The sequence below is a fragment of the Achromobacter sp. ACM04 genome (genome assembly GCF_014851465.1).
In the GTDB taxonomy this organism is placed as follows: domain Bacteria; phylum Pseudomonadota; class Gammaproteobacteria; order Burkholderiales; family Burkholderiaceae_B; genus Achromobacter; species Achromobacter aegrifaciens.
This window is the reverse complement of sequence record NZ_JACUZS010000003.1, coordinates 939,541-960,299: the sequence shown is the minus strand read 5'-3', so window position 1 is coordinate 960,299 and position 20,759 is coordinate 939,541. Positions and strand designations below refer to the sequence as shown.

At 66.5% G+C, this 20,759-nt stretch carries 16 protein-coding genes; 2 read left to right on the top strand and 14 right to left on the bottom strand.

What is annotated here, in order from left to right; genetic code table 11:
• Positions 1-30: 30 nt before the first annotated feature.
• Together IB259_RS20740 and IB259_RS20735 are read right to left on the bottom strand one after the other, a co-directional pair.
• The gene (locus IB259_RS20740) at positions 31-1,455 is read right to left on the bottom strand and encodes a M20 family metallopeptidase (protein WP_054451003.1); all 1,425 of its coding nucleotides are present in this window, start codon (positions 1,453-1,455) and stop codon (positions 31-33) included.
• Positions 1,456-1,498: 43 nt separating this feature from the next.
• The gene (locus IB259_RS20735) at positions 1,499-2,482 is read right to left on the bottom strand and encodes a tripartite tricarboxylate transporter substrate binding protein (RefSeq protein ID WP_082400683.1); all 984 of its coding nucleotides are present in this window, start codon (positions 2,480-2,482) and stop codon (positions 1,499-1,501) included.
• Between the two features lie 128 nt (positions 2,483-2,610).
• Between IB259_RS20735 and IB259_RS20730 the strand changes: the two genes are divergently transcribed.
• The gene (locus IB259_RS20730; protein WP_054451001.1) at positions 2,611-3,549 is read left to right on the top strand and encodes a LysR family transcriptional regulator; all 939 of its coding nucleotides are present in this window, start codon (positions 2,611-2,613) and stop codon (positions 3,547-3,549) included.
• 13 nt (positions 3,550-3,562) lie between these two features.
• On the opposite strand, the gene IB259_RS20725 is transcribed toward IB259_RS20730, so the two are convergent.
• From IB259_RS20725 to IB259_RS20710, 4 genes are all read right to left on the bottom strand, one after another.
• Positions 3,563-4,351, bottom strand: coding sequence for a 1,6-dihydroxycyclohexa-2,4-diene-1-carboxylate dehydrogenase (locus IB259_RS20725; protein WP_192330028.1), 789 nt, complete (start codon positions 4,349-4,351; stop codon positions 3,563-3,565).
• Between the two features lie 22 nt (positions 4,352-4,373).
• Positions 4,374-5,720: an MFS transporter gene (locus IB259_RS20720; RefSeq protein WP_054450999.1), complete on the bottom strand. Its 1,347-nt coding sequence runs from the start codon at positions 5,718-5,720 to the stop codon at positions 4,374-4,376.
• 110 nt (positions 5,721-5,830) lie between these two features.
• The gene (locus IB259_RS20715) at positions 5,831-6,745 is read right to left on the bottom strand and encodes a dioxygenase (RefSeq protein WP_175214004.1); all 915 of its coding nucleotides are present in this window, start codon (positions 6,743-6,745) and stop codon (positions 5,831-5,833) included.
• Positions 6,746-6,787: 42 nt separating this feature from the next.
• Positions 6,788-8,014, bottom strand: a complete 1,227-nt coding sequence (locus tag IB259_RS20710) for a muconate cycloisomerase family protein (protein ID WP_054450997.1) — start codon at positions 8,012-8,014, stop codon at positions 6,788-6,790.
• 153 nt (positions 8,015-8,167) lie between these two features.
• Between IB259_RS20710 and cynR the strand changes: the two genes are divergently transcribed.
• Positions 8,168-9,079 carry a transcriptional regulator CynR gene (gene cynR / locus IB259_RS20705; protein WP_054450996.1) on the top strand — a complete coding sequence of 304 codons (912 nt, stop codon included), beginning with the start codon at positions 8,168-8,170 and terminating at the stop codon, positions 9,077-9,079.
• 77 nt (positions 9,080-9,156) lie between these two features.
• On the opposite strand, the gene typA is transcribed toward cynR, so the two are convergent.
• From typA to scpB, 8 genes are all read right to left on the bottom strand, one after another.
• Entirely contained in the window at positions 9,157-10,980 is a 1,824-nt protein-coding gene (gene typA, locus IB259_RS20700) for a translational GTPase TypA (RefSeq protein WP_054450995.1), read from the bottom strand.
• Positions 10,977-11,729 (bottom strand): tRNA pseudouridine(55) synthase TruB, encoded by a 753-nt coding sequence (gene truB / locus IB259_RS20695; protein ID WP_054450994.1) that lies wholly within the window; start codon positions 11,727-11,729, stop codon positions 10,977-10,979. Before truB ends, typA begins: the two co-directional genes overlap by 4 nt.
• A 37-nt stretch (positions 11,730-11,766) precedes the next feature.
• Entirely contained in the window at positions 11,767-12,168 is a 402-nt protein-coding gene (gene rbfA, locus IB259_RS20690; RefSeq protein WP_054450993.1) for a 30S ribosome-binding factor RbfA, read from the bottom strand.
• Positions 12,169-12,192: 24 nt separating this feature from the next.
• Entirely contained in the window at positions 12,193-15,234 is a 3,042-nt protein-coding gene (gene infB / locus IB259_RS20685) for a translation initiation factor IF-2 (protein WP_054450992.1), read from the bottom strand.
• Positions 15,235-15,325: 91 nt separating this feature from the next.
• Positions 15,326-16,804 carry a transcription termination factor NusA gene (gene nusA, locus IB259_RS20680; RefSeq protein ID WP_054450991.1) on the bottom strand — a complete coding sequence of 493 codons (1,479 nt, stop codon included), beginning with the start codon at positions 16,802-16,804 and terminating at the stop codon, positions 15,326-15,328.
• Positions 16,801-17,304, bottom strand: coding sequence for a ribosome maturation factor RimP (rimP, locus tag IB259_RS20675; protein ID WP_054450990.1), 504 nt, complete (start codon positions 17,302-17,304; stop codon positions 16,801-16,803). Before rimP ends, nusA begins: the two co-directional genes overlap by 4 nt.
• Before the next feature lie 390 nt (positions 17,305-17,694).
• On the bottom strand, positions 17,695-19,479 hold the full coding sequence (locus tag IB259_RS20670) for a pseudouridine synthase (protein ID WP_054450989.1): 1,785 nt from the start codon (positions 19,477-19,479) through the stop codon (positions 17,695-17,697).
• Between the two features lie 35 nt (positions 19,480-19,514).
• A complete protein-coding gene (gene scpB, locus IB259_RS20665; protein WP_192330026.1) occupies positions 19,515-20,759 on the bottom strand; it encodes an SMC-Scp complex subunit ScpB in 1,245 nt (414 codons plus the stop codon).

Here is a 20,759-nt window from a genome sequence, read left to right as displayed (position 1 = left end):
AGCGTGCGCAGCGTGGGGGCCCTTTCCCTGTTATTTGCGCATGAACGAGGGCAGCACGTCCGGCGGAATCGGGCAGACGTAAGGTTGCCCGCGGCGCGTCTCCATCAGTTCCTCCTTGGCGCGCGCCAGCGCCTCGGGCTGCGTGTACAGATCGGCGGCGGTCGCCGCGATGATCTTGGCCGCGTGCACCATGCCCTTGTGCGCCATGGACATCTTGCCCTGCGCCACCATCTGCCAGGAATGGAACGGCGTGCCGTAGGCGTAGCAAGCGCCCCAGCATTGCGCGGTGGGCGCGACCCAGCTCACGTCGCCCACGTCGGTGGAACCGTAGGTGATCTCAGCCTTGCCGGGCTCGTAGGGCGCCACGCCGGCAAACAGCGGCGTGGGATTGCGCAGCACCGCGCCCAGGTTCTTGCCGGCGTTGTCGATGTCGTCCGTAGAGATCGCATCCCACATGCGGCGAGCGGCCTGCTGCTCGCCCGCGGTGTAATCGGGACCCTGCAAGGCCAGCATGTTGGCGTACATGATCTGGTTCAACACGCCGTTGGGAATGTAGTTCGAGCAGGCTTTGTCGAACACGATTTCCAGCTCGCAACCCGTCATCAGCGCCGCGCCACGCGCCACGTTCTGCACGCGCTCGTATAGTTCGGACGCCTGCGAATTGATGGGTGCGCGCACCAGGTACAACACTTCGGCGCGGGCCTGCACCACGTTGGGTGAAATGCCGCCGCTGTTGGTCACGGCGTAATGCACGCGCGCATCCGGCACCATGTGCTCGCGCAGGTAGTTCACGCCCACGTTCATCAGCTCGACCGCGTCCAGCGCGCTGCGGCCCAGGTGCGGCGAATTGGCCGCGTGCGCGGCAACGCCGCGAAAACGGAAATAGGCCTGGATGTTGGCAAGCGAGGACTGGTGGAAGATCCCGGTGTGCGATGCGGGATGCCAGGTGAGCGCCGCATCCACGTCGTCGAACAGGCCCGCGCGCGCCATGAAGGTCTTGCCCGAACCGCCCTCTTCGGCCGGACAGCCGTAGAAGCGGATGGTGCCGGGCAGGCCGTTGGCCTCCAGGAATTCCTTCACCGCCACCGCCGCAAAATGCGCGGCCGTGCCCAGCAGATGATGGCCGCAGCCGTGGCCGTTGCCGTTCGGCGTTTCCGGCGAAGGCTGGCAGGCGTAGGCGCCGCTCTCCTGGCTCAGGCCCGACAGCGCGTCGTACTCGCCCAGGATGCCGATCACGGGGCCGCCGTTGCCGGCCTCGGCCACGAAGGCGGTGGGAATGCCGGCGGCGTCGCGCGTGACGCGGAAACCCGCTACTTCCAGCATCGCGATGTGCAGCTCGGCGGACTTGTGTTCGTCGTAGCGCAGTTCGGCCAGGCTCCAGATGCGGTCGCTCAGTTCCGCGTAGCGCTCGCTGCGCGCGTCGATGAACGGCGCAAGTTTATCGATGGCACCCATTGTTTCTCCTGTGGCTGTAATGGCGGGGAAAAAACCGGTCAGGTCACTCGTCGAGCTTGATGCCGGCAGTTTCAATGATTTTGCGGTTGGCGGCCAGCGTCTGCGCGATGCGCTCGGCAAAGGCCTGCGGCGTGCCGGCGTCGGGCTGCGCGCCCATGCCCGCCAGGCGCTGCACCAACCCGGGCTCGGCCAGCGCACGCACTGCGGCCTGATTCAGGCGCTGCACCACGGCATCGGGCGTACCGGCGGGCACGACCAGGCCGAACCAGGTCTGGCCCAGCGCGTTCAGCTGCGGATAACCCAGTTCCGTCATGGTCGGCAGGTCCGGCATGTCAGGCATCCGGGCGGGCGCCGACACGGCGATGGCGCGCAGCTTGCCAGCCTTGACCAGCGATTGCGCGGACGCGTACTGGTCCTGCTGCACCTGCACCTCGCCGCCCACCGCGGCGGTCAGCGCCGGCCCCATGCCGCGGTACGGCACGTGCAGCACATCGACCTTCAGATCGGCATTCATCGCCGCCAGATTCAGGTGGCCAAGCGAACCGACTCCGGGCGAACCATAGGAATACTTGCCCGGATGAGCCCGCAGCTCAGCCAGGAACTGCGCAAAATCCTGCGCCGGAAACGCCGGATTCACCATCCACACGACCGGCACCGTCGCCACCGAGGCCACTGGTTTGAGCTGCGTTTCGGGGTTGACCCGCTTGGTGCCGTACAGCAGCGGATTGACGGCCATGGTGCTGACCGTGGCCATGCCCAGCGTGTAGCCGTCAGGTTCGGCCCGGGCCACCGCCTCGGTGCCGAGCAGGCCGCCCGCGCCGGCGCGGTTCTCCACCACCACGCTCTGGCCCAGTTCCTTGCGCAGACCCTCGGCCACCGCGCGGGCCAGCGCGTCCGTGGACCCGCCGGGCGCGAACGGCACGATCAGCCGCAAGGGCTGGGAGGGATAGGCATCCTGGGCGGCGGCCAGGGACGAAACACTGAAAGTTACGGCGCAAACCAGCGCGTGCAGCAGACGGGACTTCATGGACCAGCCACTCCTGGGGAACGGAAGCGATGTAAGGGATCGCTGCATTGTGTCCAGGGCATATCCTTATTTCAAATACATTAATGCGTGGATATATTCGTATTTTGAATAGCTTCCCTCCCCGAGCCATGGACGTCGCTCCCGCCACCCTGCTGTCCCGCCTGCTCGCCAAAGGCCGCCTGCGCCACCTGCAATTGCTGGCCAGCATCGCCGACCTGGGCAGCATTCAGCAGGCGGCCAGCCATATCGGCCTGAGCCAACCCGCGGCCACCCATGCGCTGGCCGACATCGAAGATCTGCTGGGCGTGCAACTGTTCGAGCGTCATGCCCGCGGCATGCGCACCACGCGCAGCGGCCAGCTCATGGCGGAGTGCGCCCGCAGCATGCTGACGACGCTGCGCGCTTCCACCGATTCGGTGGCGGCCCTGCGCCAGGGCGCCACGGGCAATCTGCGCCTGGGCGCCATCCCGGCAGCCACGGGCGGCCTGCTGGCCGAGCGCTTGCCCGCCTACATGAACGCGCGGCCCGGACTGCAAGTAGAGGTGGTGGAAGGCAGCCGCGAGCAACTACTGCCGCAAGCCGCCAGCGGCAGCCTGGACATGTTGCTGTGCCGGCGTCCGGAAGCCGTGCCCGCCGGCCTGGAATTCGTGCCGCTGCAGGAAGACGCGGCGGTGATCGTAGCCGCTGCCGGCCACCCGCTGCTGGATCCGGACGACGCCCCCACGCTGGCGCAGGTGGCATCCCAACTATGGATAGAACCTCGCCCGGAATTGGCCATCCATGCGGTCTTCAAGGCCTTCTTCGAACGCGCCGGCGTGGTGCCGCGGCTGTGCCGGCTGAGCAGCGCCGCACCGCCCATGCCGCTGCTCATCGCCGTCATGCAGGCGCAGAAGGCCTTGGCCATGGTGCCGCAGACCCTGGGCAACTGGTACATGCAGCACGGACATTTCCAGCGCGTGCGCATCGAATCGCCCGGTTCATTCCAGCCCATCGGCGCGATCGTGCGCGACCAGGGACCGGGCCGCGATTTCCTGGACTGGCTGGCGGCCGGGCGCAAGGCCAGCTGAACCAGCCCGGTCTTCAGCCTATGTCGCCGCCCGCCACATACATGATCTGCCCGGTGATGTAGGACGCCTCGGGCGCCGCCATGAAGCAGATCGCCGCGGCGACTTCCTCGGCCTGGCCCAGGCGGTCCTGCGGAGTGTCGCGCAGGCAGGAGGCATACATCTCGCTGACCCAGGCGGCTTCCTGCGCGGATGGCGTCTCGTGATTGCGCGGAATCGCGCGCACGCCGTTGTCCAGCGCGCCCGGCGACACGCAATTGACACGCACGCCCGACTTCGCCAGCTCCAGCGCCATGCAGACGGTGGCGGCGTGCACGCCGCCCTTGGAGGCCGAATACGGCACCCGGTAGATGCCGCGCGTGGCGTTGGAACCCACGTTGACGATGGCGCCCGCGCCCTGCGCCCGCATCACCGGTATGACTTCACGGCAGGACCACAGCGTGGGCCACAACGAACGGTTGACCTCGCGCTGCATCTGCTCCGGCGTGTATTCCCAGAACGGCCGGGTCCAGATCGTGCCGCCCACGTTGTGCACCGACACGTCGATGCGGCCGTTGATTTCCAACGCGGCGCGCACCATGGACTGCGCGCCCTCATGGGTTTCCAGATCGGCCTGTGCGAAGTTCGCGCGTCCGCCCGCGGCGCGGATCTCCTCGGCCACGGCGGCGCCCTGCTCCTCCGCCCGGTCCACCACGACCACGTGCGCGCCTTCAGCCGCCAGGCGCCGGGCCGTTGCCCGGCCCACGCCCTGGGCGGCGCCGGTGACCAGGGCCACCAGGCCCTCGAAGCGTAGATGTGTGCTCATGCTTGTATCGTCCTTTGCTATATCAATGGGCCGCCGAAAGCGCGCCGTCCGGCCGCGCGTGCTTGAGCTTGAGGCTCAGCACCGCCAGGGCCGCGACCGCCAGGGGTATCGCCAACGCGATGAAGAATCCCGACGGTCCGCCCCAGGCCAGGAAGCTGCCGCCGATGGCCGAACCCGCGATCGCGCCCGCGCGGCCCATGCCGATAGCCCAGCCGGTGGCGGTGGCGCGCAAGGCGGTGGGGTAAGCGCCCACCACCAGGTAGTTCAGTGCAATCTGCTGACCACCGATGCCGAAGCCGGCCGCGCCGACCAGGATGAAGACCAGCGTCCAGTTGTCGCCGGCCTGGCTCAGGCCTACGGCCACCACGATGCCCAGCGCGAACATGCCGCCAAGCAGCCTCCTCGTGTTGACGCGCGGCAGCACGAAGGACAGCGGAATCGCGCAGATGATGAAGACGGCGTTGACGATGACCGTGCCCATGGGCGCCTGCTCGGCGGGCAGGCCCGCGGCCTTCAGCACCGTGGGCAGCCACGACAGCAGCATGAACCACGCCACCCAGTTCAGCAGGTACACCGCCCAGATCGCCACGGTCTTGGCGCCGTGGCCATCCGAGAACAAGGCGCCGACGCCGGCGCGCGCGACGGATTCCTCCGGCACGGTGAACTGCGTGTCGGCGTCCAGCTTGCGGCGCGAGATGGCCGACAAGACGCGCGCGATGTAGCGCTGGCTTTCCGGATCGCGGCGCGTGGCCTTGAAGTACAGCGACTCGGGCAGCATCAGAAAGGCGACGGCAAGCAGGACCAGCGGCGCCAGGCCGCCCACGATGAAGATGCCTTCCCAGCCGATGACGGGCAGCATGCGGGCGGCCAACAGGCCGCCCAGCATGGCGCCGGCCGGCAGGCCCAGCAGCACGCCGGTCATGATGGCGCCGCGCAAACGGGCCGGACCGTACTCGGCGGCCAGCGCCAGCAGCACCGGCGTGCAGCCGCCCATGCCCAGGCCGGCGATGAAGCGCAGCACCAGGATATGCGTGGTGTCGGTGGCCCAGGCCGTCGCGAGCGTGGACAGGCCGAACAGGGCCAGGCCCAGCATGATGGCCGGACGGCGGCCGATACGGTCGCCGATCAGGCCCAGGGTCATGGCGCCCACCGTCATGCCGACGATGCCAGCGGTCAGGATGGGCGCCAGCGCGCCCGCCTTCAGATCGAAGGCGGCCAGGATCGCCGGCCCGGTGAAGGCGATCGCCTGTGTGTCGAAGCCGTCGAACAGCGCGATCAGAAAGCACAGGATCAACACGCGCCATTGAAAGGCGCCCAGTCGTTCCTGGTCGATCAGCGTCGGAATCGACCAGCTGGAAGTCGCGGTCATGATGGTTGTCTCCATGGCGCGGCCGAACCCGGCCTCGCGCCTGCGGGTTGTTCTAGGTGATTTGGGGAAAAGAATGGCGGCGCCGCTTGCGGGCGCCGCCCGGGCATCGGTCAGGCGGTGGCGCGGTCCATGCGGGCTTGCGGACGGGCCTCGTCGGCGTCCAGCGCCGGCTGCAGCACAAAGTCGAAACAGACGCGTGTGAACGGCGCGTTCACGCCCAGGCTCTCATAGCCGGCGGCCGGCGTATTGGGCTGCAGTTCGACCACCAGGCCGTCGCGCGTGGCGAAGGCGAAGTCATCGTCCAGGAAGGTGTCGCCCGGGATGTTGACCTGCGTGGTCAAGGTGCGCTGCCCGTCGGCCGCCACCAGGAAGTGGATGTGGGCCGGCCGGTTGCCATGGCGGCCCAGCGCCCCGAACAATTCGGACGTGGGGCTGTTCGGCGGAATCGCGTAGCCCGGCGGGATGAAGCTGCGAAAGCGGTAGCGGCCTTGCGCGTCGGTCTTGATCTTGCGGCGCAGGTGGTAGTCCGCCTGGTCGGGATCGAAGTGCGAATAACGCCCCAGCTCGTTGGCGTGCCACACGTCCACCAGCGCGCCGGCGACGGGATTGCCGTCCACGTCACGCACCTGCCCTTCCATCACCAGCACCGTGCCGGCTGCGGGATCTTCGTCCAGGCGGGCTTCGCCGTCGGACAAGGGCGCGCCCGCGATGTAGAGCGGTCCCTCGATCGCGCGCGGCGTGCCGGCGGCGCGGCCGGCGGCCTCGTCGGCCTCTTCCTCGCGGATGTCGATCAGGCGGTCAAAGCCCAGGCCTGCCGTGATCAACCCCAGTTGGCCGCTGCCGCCCAGGCGCGCAAGCCAGTCCACGCCCGCCCAGAATTCATCGGGCTTGATGTCGAGATCGTCGATCGCGCGGAACAGGTCCGACACGATGCGCTGCGTGATCTGCCGCACGCGGTCGTTGCCCGGATTGACCTGGGAGCTGTTGACCAGATCCAGTAGTTGTTGCTGGGTATATTCAGCCATGATGCGTCTCCTGCTTTTTGGAATGATCGGGAAAGTGATGGGTCAGGTCGCAGCGGCCTCGCCGCGGCGGCCGAAGTCGACCGTGGCGGGCGTCAGGCCCGCCCTTGCGCGGTCAAAACGTTCCAGCCGTTTTTCGTCGACGACGACGCCAAAGCCGGGGCCGTCGGGAAGGTGGAGTTCGAAGTCGCGCACGGTCATCGGCTGCTCGACGATGTCGTCGACCAGCAATTGCGGGCCGAACAGTTCGCAACCGTGGTGCTGGTCGGACAGCGTGGCGAACACGTGCGCCGACGCCGCGCTTCCCAGCGAGGTTTCCAGCATGGTGCCGCCGTACCAGCCGATGCCGGCCGCTTGCGCCACGGCCGCGACCTCGCGCGTGCGCAGCAACCCGCCGTGCTTGGCGACCTTCAGGGAAAACACATGGCAGGCGCGCTGCGCGGCCAGCATGTAGGCGTCCTGCGCGGAGCACACGGTTTCATCCGCCATGATCAGCGCGGCCGAACCCAGCGACTGCGTCGCTTCGCGCAGCGCCTGCACGTCCCACTTCGCCACGGGCTGTTCGATCAGGGTCACGCCGGCCTCCACCAGTTGCGGCAGATAGCGGCGGGCGGTGTTGCCGTCCCAGGCCTGGTTGACGTCCACCGTCATGTCGGCGCGGCCGTCCAGGCCGCGCGCAATGCGCGTCACGTGCGCCACGTCGTCCGCCGGACTGCGCGCGCCGATCTTGAGCTTGAAGAGGCGATGGCGGCGCGCCTGCATCATCTGCTCGGCCTCCTCCAGATCGCGTTGCGAATCGCCGCTGGCCAGCGTCCAGGCCAGCGGCAGGCGTTCGATGCGCTTGCCGCCCAGCAATTGCCAGGCCGGCACGCCCAGGCTGCGCGCCACGGCGTCCAGCAGCGCCATCTCGACCGCGCTCTTGGCGAAGGTATTGCCCTTGCAGACCGCATCGAAGCGGTTGAGGTGTTCGGCGAATCTGCGCGCATCCGCGCCGGCCACGGCGGGAGCCAGGTAGTTCTGGATCGCATGCAGGATGGTTTCCGGCGATTCCTCGTTCCACGACGGGCCGCCTATCGTGGCCGCTTCGCCAAAACCGCAGGCGCCGTTGGCTAGCCAGAGCTGCACGATCACCGGGCTTTGCCGGTTGATGGCGCCGAACGAAAACTTGTGCGGCCGGATCGTCGGGATGTCGACGATTCTTGCGTGGATGCGCTCGATGCGCCAGGTGGCATCGTCTGCCGTGATCGGAGCCGGGGTCGAAACGGATGTCATAAAGCCTGAAGCCCTGCGTGAGTGATGCGGCAAGGTTAGGGCTCGGCCGGTTTTGCATCCAATGATTTATATTGCATTTATCATTCGATATGGTCGAACGATACACTTACAATCATCGACCGCCCAGACCGGCATAGCGCCAGGAGCCCCTCGATGGAATTGCGCCAGCTGCGCTACTTTCTCAGCGTCGCCGACACCGAGCACCTGACCCGCTCGGCCGACGCCCTGCACGTCACCCAATCCACCCTGTCGCATGGCCTGCGCCAGCTGGAAGAAGAGCTGGGCATGCCCTTGTTCGACCGCATCGGCCGGGGGCTGCGCCTGTCGCAGGCGGGCCGGGTGCTGCGCGACCACGCCAGCCGGGCGCTACAGGAAATCGAAGCCGGCAAGATGGCGCTGGCGGATCTGGCCGGCCTGCAGGCGGGGTCCCTGACCATAGGCGTCATCCCCACCTTCCTGACCCATTTCGTGCCGGACGCGGTGGCCGGGTTCAGCCTGGCCTTTCCCAAGGTCCAGATCCAGGTGCGCGATCTGCGGGCTGGCCCCATTGAAGACCTGCTGGTCAGCGGCCAGCTGGACCTGGGCATTTCATTCCATCCGGCGCTGCGGGAAGAAATCGAGGCGCAACCCCTGTTCGACGAACGCCTGCAGGTCGTGGTTGGCAAAAACCACCCGCTGGCGTCGCGGCGCAGCCTGCGCATGCGCGATCTCGCGGGTGTGCCGCTGGCGCTGCTGCCGCGCAGTTTCGCCACGCGCCGCATGATAGACGCGGCCTGCGCCCAGGCAGGGCTGACGCCCGACGTGCGGGTCGAAATGGAGTCGGTGGACGCCTTGATCCACCTGTGCCGGCAGGGCGAACTGGCGACCATCGCCGCCGAGCATGCGGCGGGCGCGGCCGGATCGGGGTTGAAGAGCATCGCGCTGACCGACCCCACCACCATCCGCCGCGCGGCCATCCTGTGGCGCAAGGAAGCCTCGCGCAGCCGCGCCGCCCAGGAGTTCGCCGCCCGGCTGCTGGACGCGGTGCAGCGCCTGCCTGGCGCGGCAAGCGCGAACCGCCCCTGACACTGCGGCCCCAAAAAAAACGCAGCCCGAAGGCTGCGTTTTTTTGTAGCAGCGCAGCCAAGCTGCGCGCCGTGCCATCAGACGGCGGATTCGCGCGCGGCGCGCTTGCGCTCGTTTTCCAGCAGGAAGCGCTTGCGCAGACGGATCGACTTGGGCGTAATTTCCACGAGTTCGTCGTCGTCGATGAATTCCACGGCGTATTCCAGCGACATCTGGATAGGCGGAACCAGGCGCACGGCTTCGTCGGTGCCCGAGGCGCGCACGTTGGTCAGCTGCTTGCCCTTGATGGGGTTCACGACCAGGTCGTTGTCGCGGCTGTGGATGCCGATGATCATGCCTTCGTACAGCGCATCGCCCGGGCTCACGAACATGCGGCCGCGATCCTGCAGCTTCCACAGGGCGTAGGCCACGGCGTCGCCGTGATCCTGGCTGATCAGCACGCCATTGCGGCGCTCGCCGATCGAGCCTTCCTTGATGGGCGCGTATTCGTGGAAGATGTGGCTCATCAGGCCGGTGCCGCGCGTCAGCGTCAGGAACTCGTTCTGGAAACCGATCAGGCCGCGAGCCGGGATCAGGTATTCCAGGCGGGTACGGCCGCGGCCGTCCGGCTGCATGTCCTGCAGGTCGCCCTTGCGGCGGCCCAGCTCTTCCATCACGCCGCCCTGGTGGGCGTCTTCGACGTCGACGGTCAGCGATTCGAACGGCTCGCACTTCACGCCGTCGATATCCTTGAACACCACGCGCGGACGCGACACGGCCAGCTCGTAGCCTTCGCGGCGCATCGTTTCCAGCAGAATGGTCAGGTGCAGTTCACCGCGGCCCGACACCTCGAACACCGTGTCGTCGCCCGTGTCGCGCACGCGCAGCGCCACGTTCGACTTCAGTTCGCGGTCCAGGCGGTCGCGCAGCTGGCGGCTGGTCACGAACTTGCCTTCGCGGCCGGCCAAGGGCGAGGTGTTCACCATGAAGTTCATGGTCAGGGTGGGCTCGTCGATGCGCAGCATCGGGAACACGTCCTGATTGGCGGTGTCGGTCACCGTGCAGCCGATGCCCAGCTCTTCGATGCCGTTGATCAGCACGATATCGCCGGCTTCGGCTTCGTCCACGACGATGCGCTCCAGGCCGTGGAACTTCAGCACCTGGTTGATGCGGCCGCGGCCGCCCTGGCCTTCAGGACCGAACTTGTAAGCCACTTCCATGCCGGGACGCATGCGGCCGCGGTTGATGCGGCCCACGCCGATCTTGCCGACGTAGCTGTTGTAGTCCAGCGAGATGATCTGCATCTGCAGCGGACCATTGGGATCGTCGTCGCGCTGCGGCACGTGTTCGAGGATGGCTTCGAACAGCGGGCGCATGTTGCCTTCGCGCACTTCAGGATTCAGGCCGGCGTAGCCCGACAGGCCCGAGGCGTAGATCACCGGGAAGTCCAGCTGCTCGTCGGTGGCGCCCAGCTTGTCGAACAGGTCGAAGGTGGCGTTGATGACGAAATCGGTGCGGGCGCCCGGACGGTCGACCTTGTTGACCACGACGATGGGCTTCAGGCCCAGGGCCAGCGCCTTGCGGGTCACGAAGATGGTCTGGGGCATGGGGCCTTCAACCGCATCCACCAGCAGGAGCACGCCATCGACCATGGACAGCACGCGCTCGACTTCGCCGCCGAAGTCCGCGTGTCCCGGGGTGTCGATGATGTTGATGTGCGTGCCTTCGTATTCGACGGCACAGTTCTTGGCCAGAATCGTAATGCCGCGTTCTTTTTCCAGGTCGTTCGAGTCCATGACCCGTTCGGTCAGCGCCTGGTTTTCGCGGAAGGTGCCGGATTGGCGCAGCAGCTGGTCGACCAGGGTGGTTTTACCATGGTCCACGTGGGCGATGATGGCGACGTTGCGCAAGGCGCGAGTCATAGCGAGTCCTTTAAGGTCAGGGTGGAGGGCAGCAAGCCCTCCGGCAATTCGTTCAATGCAAGCAATGCCTGCTTGGGGTCTGGCATGGCCTGCAAGGCATCCAGCGCAACGGCGCGTTCCAGGGAAAACGGCCCGACGTGCGTGCGCCGCAGCGCCGTCAGGTGGGCGTAACAGCCCAGCACGCGCCCGATGTCCTGGGCCAGCGTCCGGATGTATGTGCCTTTACTGCATGCCACATCGATCTCTGCCTCGGTTCCGTTCAGGGACAGCAGTTCGATGCGGTAAATCGTGATCTGGCGCGGCGGCCGTTCCAGCTCGATGCCGGCGCGCGCGTACTCGTACAAGGGCTTGCCGTCGCGCTTGAGCGCCGAATACATGGGCGGAATCTGCTCGATCGTGCCCGAGAAACGTGACAGCGCGTCGCGCAGCGCCTGCTCATCAACGGTAAAGCCCGGCTCGGCGGTGGACACGACATTGCCGGTCAGGTCGCCGGAGTCGGTTTCGGAGCCAAATTGCAGCGTAGCGCGATATGCCTTGTCGGCGTTGAGCATCGCGCCGGAAATCTTGGTTGCGCGCCCCATGCAGCACACCAGCAGACCGGTGGCGAAGGGATCCAGCGTGCCAGTGTGGCCGGCTTTTGCCGCGTCCATGGCGCGTTTGGCGCGTTGCAGGGCGTGGTTGCTCGACAAACCCACGGGTTTGTCGAGCAACAGCACACCGTCGAGCGTAAGCCCGCGTCGTTTAGCCATCGTCGGAATCCGGTTTAAAGCAGTGACGACAGCCCGATCAGGACTGGTCTTCAGGTTCGTCGGGCACGCCCGAATGCGGGCCGGGCCGGTTTGCGCGGTCGATGAGGATCGACATTTCGATGCCACGGGCGATCTGCTCGTCGTGGAAGAAGCGCAAAGTGGGGACAGTATGTATGTGCAGCAGCTTGTACAGCTGGGAATGCAGCCAACCGGCTTTCTCGTTCAGCAAGGCGGTCGCGGCTTCGGGCTCGGCGCCCAGAACCGTGAAATACACCTTGGCATGCGCGTAGTCGGTCGACAATTCCACACCAGAGAGCGTGATCAGTCCAGCGCGGCTCGTGTCGATCTCGCGCTGGATGATCCCGGCCAGATCCTTCTGGATCTGGTCGGCCAGCCGCAGATTGCGGCCGGGGATGGCTTTGGACTTGTGACGGCTCATTAGAAAAAATGCCTCGCGGTCGCCTTACAGCGTACGCGCGATTTCCTTGATTTCAAAGACTTCCAGCTGGTCGCCCACCTGGATGTCGTTGTTGCCGCGCAGCGTAAGGCCGCAGTCGAAGCCCGACTTGACTTCCTTGACGTCGTCCTTGAAGCGGCGCAGCGAATCGAGCTGGCCGGTCCACTGGACCACGTTGTTGCGCAGCAGGCGGACTTGCGAATCGCGACGCACCAGGCCGTCCAGCACCATACAACCGGCGATGTTGCCGATGCGGGAAATGCTGTAAACCTCGCGGATCTCGACCAAGCCGATGACTTCTTCCTTTTTCTCGGGCGCCAACATGCCCGACATGGCTGCCTTCACTTCATCCACGGCGTCGTAGATGATGTTGTAGTAGCGCACGTCGATGCCGTTGTTCTCGGCCAGCTTCTTGGCGCTGGCTTCGGCGCGGACGTTGAAGCCGATGACGACGGCGTTCGAGGCAATGGCCAGGTTGATGTCGCTTTCCGAGATGCCGCCCACGGCGGCGTGCACGACCTGCACGCGCACTTCGTCGGTCGACAGCTTGACCAGGGACTGCACCAGCGCTTCCTGCGAACCCTGGACGTCGGTCTTCACGATCAGGGCCAGGGTCTGCGTGCCCTCGCCCAGGTTGTCGAACATGGACTCGAGCTTGGCGGCCTGTTGGCGGGCCAGCTTGACGTCGCGGAACTTGCCCTGGCGGAACAGCGCGATTTCGCGCGCCTTGCGCTCGTCGGACAGCACCATCAGCTCGTCGCCAGCGGCCGGCACTTCGGTCAGGCCCTGGATTTCCACGGGGATCGACGGACCGGCTTCCTGGATGGGCTTGCCGTTTTCGTCCAGCATGGCGCGCACGCGGCCAAAGCTTGCGCCGGCCAGCACCACGTCGCCACGGTGCAGGGTGCCGCTTTGCACCAGGATGGTCGCGACCGGGCCGCGGCCCTTGTCGAGACGAGCTTCGATCACCAGGCCCTTGGCGGGCGCGTCGACGGGAGCCTTCAGTTCCAGCACTTCGGCCTGCAGCAGCAGGTTTTCCAGCAGATCGTCGATGCCTTCGCCGGTCTTGGCCGACACGGACACGAACGGCACGTCGCCGCCGTATTCTTCCGGCACCACTTCCTCGGCAACCAGTTCCTGCTTGACGCGGTCGGGGTTGGCGGAGGGCTTGTCGATCTTGGTCATGGCCACGACCATCGGAACGCCGGCGGCCTTCGCGTGGTGGATGGCTTCGCGGGTCTGCGGCATCACGCCGTCGTCGGCCGCGCAGACCAGGATGACGATGTCGGTCGCCTTGGCGCCGCGGGCACGCATGGCGGTAAACGCCTCGTGGCCCGGGGTGTCAAGGAAGGTCACCATGCCGCGTTCGGTCTGAACGTGGTAGGCGCCGATGTGCTGAGTAATGCCGCCGGCTTCGCCCGCGGCAACCTTGGCGCGGCGGATGTAGTCCAGCAGCGAGGTCTTGCCGTGGTCGACGTGGCCCATGACGGTGACAACCGGCGCGCGCGGCAGCTGTTCGGCTTCCGACACGCTGGCGGTTTCGTCCAGGAAGGCTTCCGGGTCGTCCAGCTTGGCGGCGATTGCCACGTGGCCCAGTTCCTCGACCACGATCATGGCGGTTTCCTGGTCCAGCACCTGGTTGATGGTGACCATCTGGCCCAGCTTCATCAATTGCTTGATGACTTCTGCGGCCTTGACGGACATCTTGTGGGCCAGGTCGGCCACGCTGATGGTTTCCGGCACGTGAACTTCACGCGCGATGAATTCCTGCGGCGCCGGCTCATTGCGGCGATCGTTCTGCTGGTTGCGGCCGCCTCGGCCGCCCTTGCCGCCGCCCTTGCCGCCAGCACGCCAGCCGTCGCGGCTGGCCGGGGCTGCCGGCTTGTCCGCGGGCTTCTTGCGCGAAGCGTCATCGGACCAGGTCGAAGCGACTTCGGCGGTCTTGATGGTCTTCTTCGCGCCGGGAGCGGCGGGCTTGGCGTCCTTCTTGGCGCCGGGAGCGGCGCCCGGCTTGCCAGCCGGCTTGTGCAGCGTGCCGGAGATCGGCGCGGCAGCGGCGGGCGCTTCCGGTTCGGGAGCGCGCAGCACCTTGCGCGGACGGTTCAGCATCTCGCGCAGAGCGGCGGCTTCAGCCTCGGCCTTGCGGCGGGCCTCGTCGCGGGCCGCCGGCGCGGCGGAAGCCGCGAGAGGCGGGCCGGCGCGGCGGTTGTCCGCACGGTTGCCAACCTTGACGGCGGGCGCGGCGGGCTCGGGCTTCGCGGCGGTTTTGACGGGTTCGGACTTCGCGGCAGGCTGAGCCTGGGCGACAGGCGCGGCGGCCTGGGAGGAAGATGGTTCGGACTTATTGGCTAGCACAACGGGTTCCGGCTTGGCTTCTTCAGCCTTGGGCTCGGTGGATTCAGTCTTGACTTCGGGCTTGGCCTCTTCGGCCACGGGCTCGGCAGGAGCAGGCGCCGGCGTCGGTTCGGGTTCAGGCTGGGCCTGGACTTCGGCGGCTTTCGCCTCGACGGGAGCGGGCGCTTCGGCCGCGACGGATTCAACAGGCGCGGGCGCTTCGACCGGCGCGGGCGCTTCTGCAGCAACGGGCTCTTCCGCCTTGGCCGGGGCAATAGCCTCAGCCTGGACGGGAGCGGTCTCGCGAGGAGCGGCAGCTTCGGGTGCGACGGGCGCCGACACTTCCTGCGGCGCCGCTTCGGCGGCTGCCTCATCTTCGGCACGCGCGGACGCGGCCTGTTCCAGGGCGATTTCGGAGGGATCACGCTTGACGAACACGCGCTTCTTGCGCACTTCGACCTGGATCGTGCGCGAACGGCCGGTGGCATCCGCCTGGCGGATCTCGGACGTCTGGCGGCGCGTCAAGGTGATCTTCTTGCCTTCGGTCGCGCCGTGGGCGCGACGCAGCGATTCGAGCAATTTCGCCTTGTCGCTGTCGGTGACGGAATCGTCGACCGATTTGAGGTCAACGCCAGCCGAGCGCAGCTGATCCAGCAGCACATTGGCAGGCATTTTCAGCTCGGTAGCGAACTGCGCGACGGTATTACTCGACATTAGGCTCTCTCTTCCCTATATGCAGCTATTACAAACAACGTGAACTCGCGGCGGCGGATATTCCGTCCGCCGCGGACCCGTGTCCTTTTGGTTATTCCTCGTCGAACCAATGGGCGCGGGCACGCATGATGAGATCGCTGGCTTCCTGCTCGGTCAGACCGGCGATTTCCGCCAGTTCGTCCGTCGCCAGTTCGGCCAGATCATCACGCGTATGCACTTGGCGCTCGGCCAGCTTGGCAGCCAGTTCGGGCGTCATGCCTTCGAGTTCGAGCAAATCCTGCGCGGTCTCAAGGCGCTCTTCCTGGGCGATCGCCTCGGTCAGCAGCGCATTGCGGGCACGGGCGCGCAACTCATTGATGGTGTCTTCGTCAAAGGCCTCGATTTCCAGCAGTTCCTGCATGGGCACGTAGGCGATTTCCTCGATACCGGTAAAACCTTCGTCGATCAGGATGTCAGCGACTTCCTCGTCGACGTCCAGCTTGCTCATGAACGTGGCGCGCAGGCCCGAACGCTCGACTTCCTGGCGGTTCAGGCTTTCTTCCGGCGTCATGATGTTGATCTGCCAGCCGGTCAGCTCGGAAGCCAGGCGAACGTTCTGACCCTTGGCGCCGATGGCCTTGGGCAGGTTTTCCTCGTCCACCACGACGTCCATCGCGTGCTTGTCTTCATCAACGACGATGGACTCGACGTTGGCCGGCGCCAGGGCGCCGATGACAAACTGCGCGGGGTCTTCCGACCACAGCACGATATCGACCTGTTCGCCGCCCAGCTCGTTGCGCACGGCGGTCACGCGCGAACCGCGCATGCCCACGCAGGTGCCGATCGGGTCGATGCGCTTATCGTATGCCACCACGGCGATCTTCGCACGCACGCCGGCGTCGCGGGCCGCGGCCTTGATCTCCAGCAGGCCCTGCTCGATTTCGGGGACTTCATTCTCGAACAGCTGGCGGATGAATTCCGGCGCGGTGCGCGACAGGATCACCTGCTGGCCGCGCGCGGCGTGGTCTACGCGCAACACAAAGGCGCGGACGCGGTCGGCCACCCGGAGGTTTTCCTTCGGGATCATTTCGGAACGCGGCAGGCGCGCTTCGATCTTGCCGGTTTCGACGATGGCGTCGCCCTTGTCCATGCGCTTGATCGTGCCGGACACGATGGTCTCGCCACGGTCCAGGAAGTCGTTCAGCACCTGCTCGCGCTCGGCGTCGCGGATCTTCTGCAGAATGGCCTGCTTGGCGGCCTGCGCGCCGATGCGGCCGAACTCGATGGGTTCGAGCGGCTCTTCGATGTACTCGCCTTCCTTGATGCCGGGGACGATTTCCTGCGCGTCCGACAGCATTTCCTGCTTGTCGGGCTCTTGCAGGCCAGCCTCGTCGGGCACGACCAGCCAGCGGCGGAAGCCTTCGTGATCGCCCGTGTCCCTATCGATGGCGACACGGATGTCCGCATCATCCTTGAAGCGCTTTTTCATCGCCGAGGCCAGCGCGCTTTCCAGCGCTCCGAACACGACGTCGCGCGTGACGTTCTTTTCACGCGCCAAGGCATCGACCAACAGAAGAATTTCGCGACTCATCGCTTTTTGCCCTTGAAATCCAGAACGGGATCCAGTTTTGCACGTTCGATATCGTCGACCGTGAAATTCAATACCTGGACGTCGTTCTTTTTTGCCTCAAATTCGAGACCGAACACGGTCTTTTGCATTCCAGCAGCCGCGTCGGAGGCTGCGGCGTCGTCTTCGGGCACCGTCAGGGTGCCGGCAAAGACCTTGCGGCCGTCCAATGCCTCGCGCAGCTTGATTTCGATGCGCTCGCCTGCGAACCGGCGGAAGTCGGCCTCGTTGCGCAGCGGGCGGTCGACGCCCGGCGAACCGACTTCCAGCCGCTTGTAGTCGACGTTCTCGACTTCGAACACCCGCGACAACTGGCGGGACACCTGTTCACAGTCTTCGATGCGCACACCGCCGACCCGATCGATCGTGACGCGCAAAAGGCCCAGGGCGGCACGCTCGACGTCCACGAGTTCGACGTCCATGCCGGCCAGAGCCTCTTTGGTCAATGCGAATAAATCAGCCATATACTCAAAAAAAATGGGCTGCACGCCCAGCCCACCGTATTGCACAGCGCCCAGCCGCCACCCTACTGCACGTAAGGAGCAATGCTGGGCAGTGCCCTATATTGCGACCTAAATTTGGCTTGCGCCGCCCCAGGCCATTAAGACCCGCCGCCCCAACCCGCAACCCGGGCCAGGCAGCACCAGGCGCAAAGTCCGATGCAAACTGCCAGCTCTTGCCGCCCCTGTATTTGCGTGCTTTTCCTTGCGGGCACGCAAAAGGCGACGGCGCGAAGCCATGAAAACCATTGATTTTACCAGATAAACTGGAAAAACGCCTGATTCGTCGCGGGCTTACGTTTATGCGGGACATATCCCGCGCAGCGGCGCGTCCGGCGCGCCGCCCGCAGGCCTTCAGCGACCCTGACGACCGCGCCCGCCCATCACGCCCAGACGGGATTCGTGCGCCGAAGCGCCGCGCGGCTGCCAGTCATCGCCGCGCGGGGACGACGAGGCATTACGGGGTGCGCGCGGCTTGCCGCCAGCGTTCGGCCCCTTATTGCCGCCGGCGCCGCCCGACTTGTTACCGCTACGGCCGCCACCGGCGCCTGCCGGCTTGCCGCCGCGACCGCTATTGCCACGCGCACCGGCAGGCTTGCCGCCAGCCGAGCGACGACCGCCAGCCGGCGCTTCCGCGACGTTGCCGCCGCCAGCCTCGACCGACACGGCATTGCCAGGCTGGCCGCCCGCCGCAGCCGCGCGCGGACCGCGCGGCTTGCCGCCGGACTTGCCACCAGGCTTGCCCCCGCCCTGCTTGCCGCCGGCCTTGCCGCCCGCCCCCGCTGCGGAACGGCCGCCGCCAGGCTTGCCGCCCTTGCGGTTGCCCCCAGCGCCCTCTCCCGACAGGGGATGGCCGTTGGCATAACCACCGGCAATCATCAGGCCCGTGCCAAAAGGATCCGACGGACACGCGGCCGCCTGGCCTGCGCTGCCCAAGCGGCCGCCTTGCAGCTTGCCGCGGCGGCCGATGCGCGCGCCGTTCATGCCGTTGCGGTCCATGGTGCCGAAACCCGGGGGCAGCGCGCTGTCATGCGACTGCGGCTGCTTGGAGCGGCGACGGTTGCCGCCGGATTCATCGTCGTCGCGTACCAGGCCCAACTGGACCATCAAGGCCGTGACCAGGGAAGAATCCAGTTCTTCCCAGCGGCCGCGGCGCAGCGTACGCGGCAGGACCACGTCGCCGAAACGGGTGCGGATCAGCCGACTGACCGTGACGCCCACGGCCTCGAACATGCGGCGGACTTCGCGGTTGCGGCCTTCCTGCAGGGTGACGCGGTACCAGCGGTTGCTGCCGTCGCCGCCCAGGTAGTCCAGGGCGCCGAAGGCAGCCATGCCGTCGTCCAGCTCGATGCCGTCGACCAGCGATTGGCGCTGAGCCTCGTCCATTTCTCCCAGCACACGCACCGCGTACTCGCGTTCCGTGCCGTAGCGCGGATGCATGATGCGGTTGGCCATGTCGCCGGAGGTCGTGAAGATCAACAGGCCTTCCGTGTTCAGATCCAGACGGCCGACCGACAGCCACTTGCCCGTGCGCAGCTTCGGCAGGCGGGCAAAAACGCTTGCGCGGCCGCCCGGGTCGTCATGGCTGACGATCTCGCCAGCGGGCTTGTGATACAGGATCACGCGCGGCGGCTTTTTCGTATTGACGCGCATGATGGGCTTGCCGTTGACGCGCACCTGGTCATTGGGCGCCACGCGCTGGCCGATATGGGCCGGCTCGCCGTTGACCGACACGCGGCCCGCAACGATCAGTTCTTCCATTTCGCGGCGCGAACCGATGCCGGCGTCCGCCAGCACCTTGTGCAGCTTGGGCATGACCGAATCGCTGTTCAGGTACTTGCCCAGACGCTGCTCCATGCGGTCAGCGGTTTCCAGGTACGACAACGCCTGCTCGGCTTCCTGCTCGGTGCCGCGCGACTCCTGCGGCTCGGCCTGAGGGGCGGCAGCCGCCGCGGGCTGCGCTTCGCCGGCCGGCGCCTGCTCGGCGGCGGTATCGCCGCGGCGACGGCGGAACGGCGTTCTCAGCTTGCGGCCCCTGCCGCGGGCTCCCGTCTCGCCTTCAGCCGCCGGCTCACGCGCGGCGGATTCCGGCTGGCCATTGGAAGCGGCATCATCCGAACGGGGATTGTCGTCCTGCATTGCTGTATTCGTTGTCACTGGGACAGCTCCGAATTTCAAACTTGGGTGGGCCTGCCTGCGGCAGGCTCGTCATCATCTGGGGACGCCGGCTGTCGATCGGCCTCGGGCCGCTCGACGCCTGCCTCGTCCGATTCCGGAGAGGCGGCATCCGGGCCAGGCCGAACAGGATCGGCAAGACCGGAAGCGGGCTCATGCCCGGCGGCGTCAGGCGCCGCGGTATCGGTCTCGTCAATCGGGTCGGTCGGTTCCGCGTGTTTTGCGTTCTCGACGCTTTCCTTTGCAGCGCCGGCTTCTGGGGCATCGGCGGCCATATCGGAAATGTCGTTGTCAGCCGCATCGTCGGGAAAACCGGACGTGGCTGACGTATTGGACAAGCCTTCGGCTTGCTCCCGGACGGTGGATTCGTCGGCGGGATCCGCGCCTTCTTCTGTGCGCGAAAGCATGGATTCTACGCTATCGACGGGAGCGATGGGTACATCCTGTTCCGAAACAGACAATTCCGCAACCGGAATACTGACTTCGGACGCCTCACCCTCGCCTGCCGTAGCCGCAGGTTCGCCGTCAGGACGAGCCTCGGCTTCGCCGCCAACCCCGCCCTCGGCGCTCGCCTCACCCTCGACGCCTTCCGCAGCCTCGGCAACCGCTTGACCGGCAGCGTCGGCACCATCGGTGGGCGCATCCTCGGTGGCGGGCGCTTCGCCGCCCAGGACCTGCTGCACTTCACCCAGATCCAGCCCGGCGAGCGCGGCGGCGGCCTGCGCGGATTCCAGCGCCGGCAATTCATCCAGGGCGCGCAGGCCCAGGTCATCGAGAAACTGGCGCGTCGTGCCGAACAGCGCCGGACGGCCCGGCGCGTCGCGGTGGCCGATGACCTCGATCCAACCGCGGTCCTCCAGCGCCTTCACGATCTGCGAAGACACGGTGACGCCGCGGATATCCTCGATGTCGCCCCGCGTCACCGGCTGGCGCCAGGCCACGATGGCCAGCGTTTCCATCACGGCGCGCGAATACTTGGGCGGCTTTTCCGGATTGAGGCGCTCAAGGTAGCGCTGCATGCGCGGACGGCTCTGAAAGCGCCATCCGGTGGCCAACTGCACCAGCTCCAGCCCGCCATCGGCCCAATTGGCCTGCAACGTTTCCAGAAGCGTGCGCAATGCGCTGTTGTCGAATTGTTCATCGTCCCCGAACAGCTTGCGCATATCGGACAGTTGCATCGGCTGCGCCGCGCAAAGCAGCGCGGTTTCCAACACGAGTATTGCCTCGCTATCGTTCATCGACAT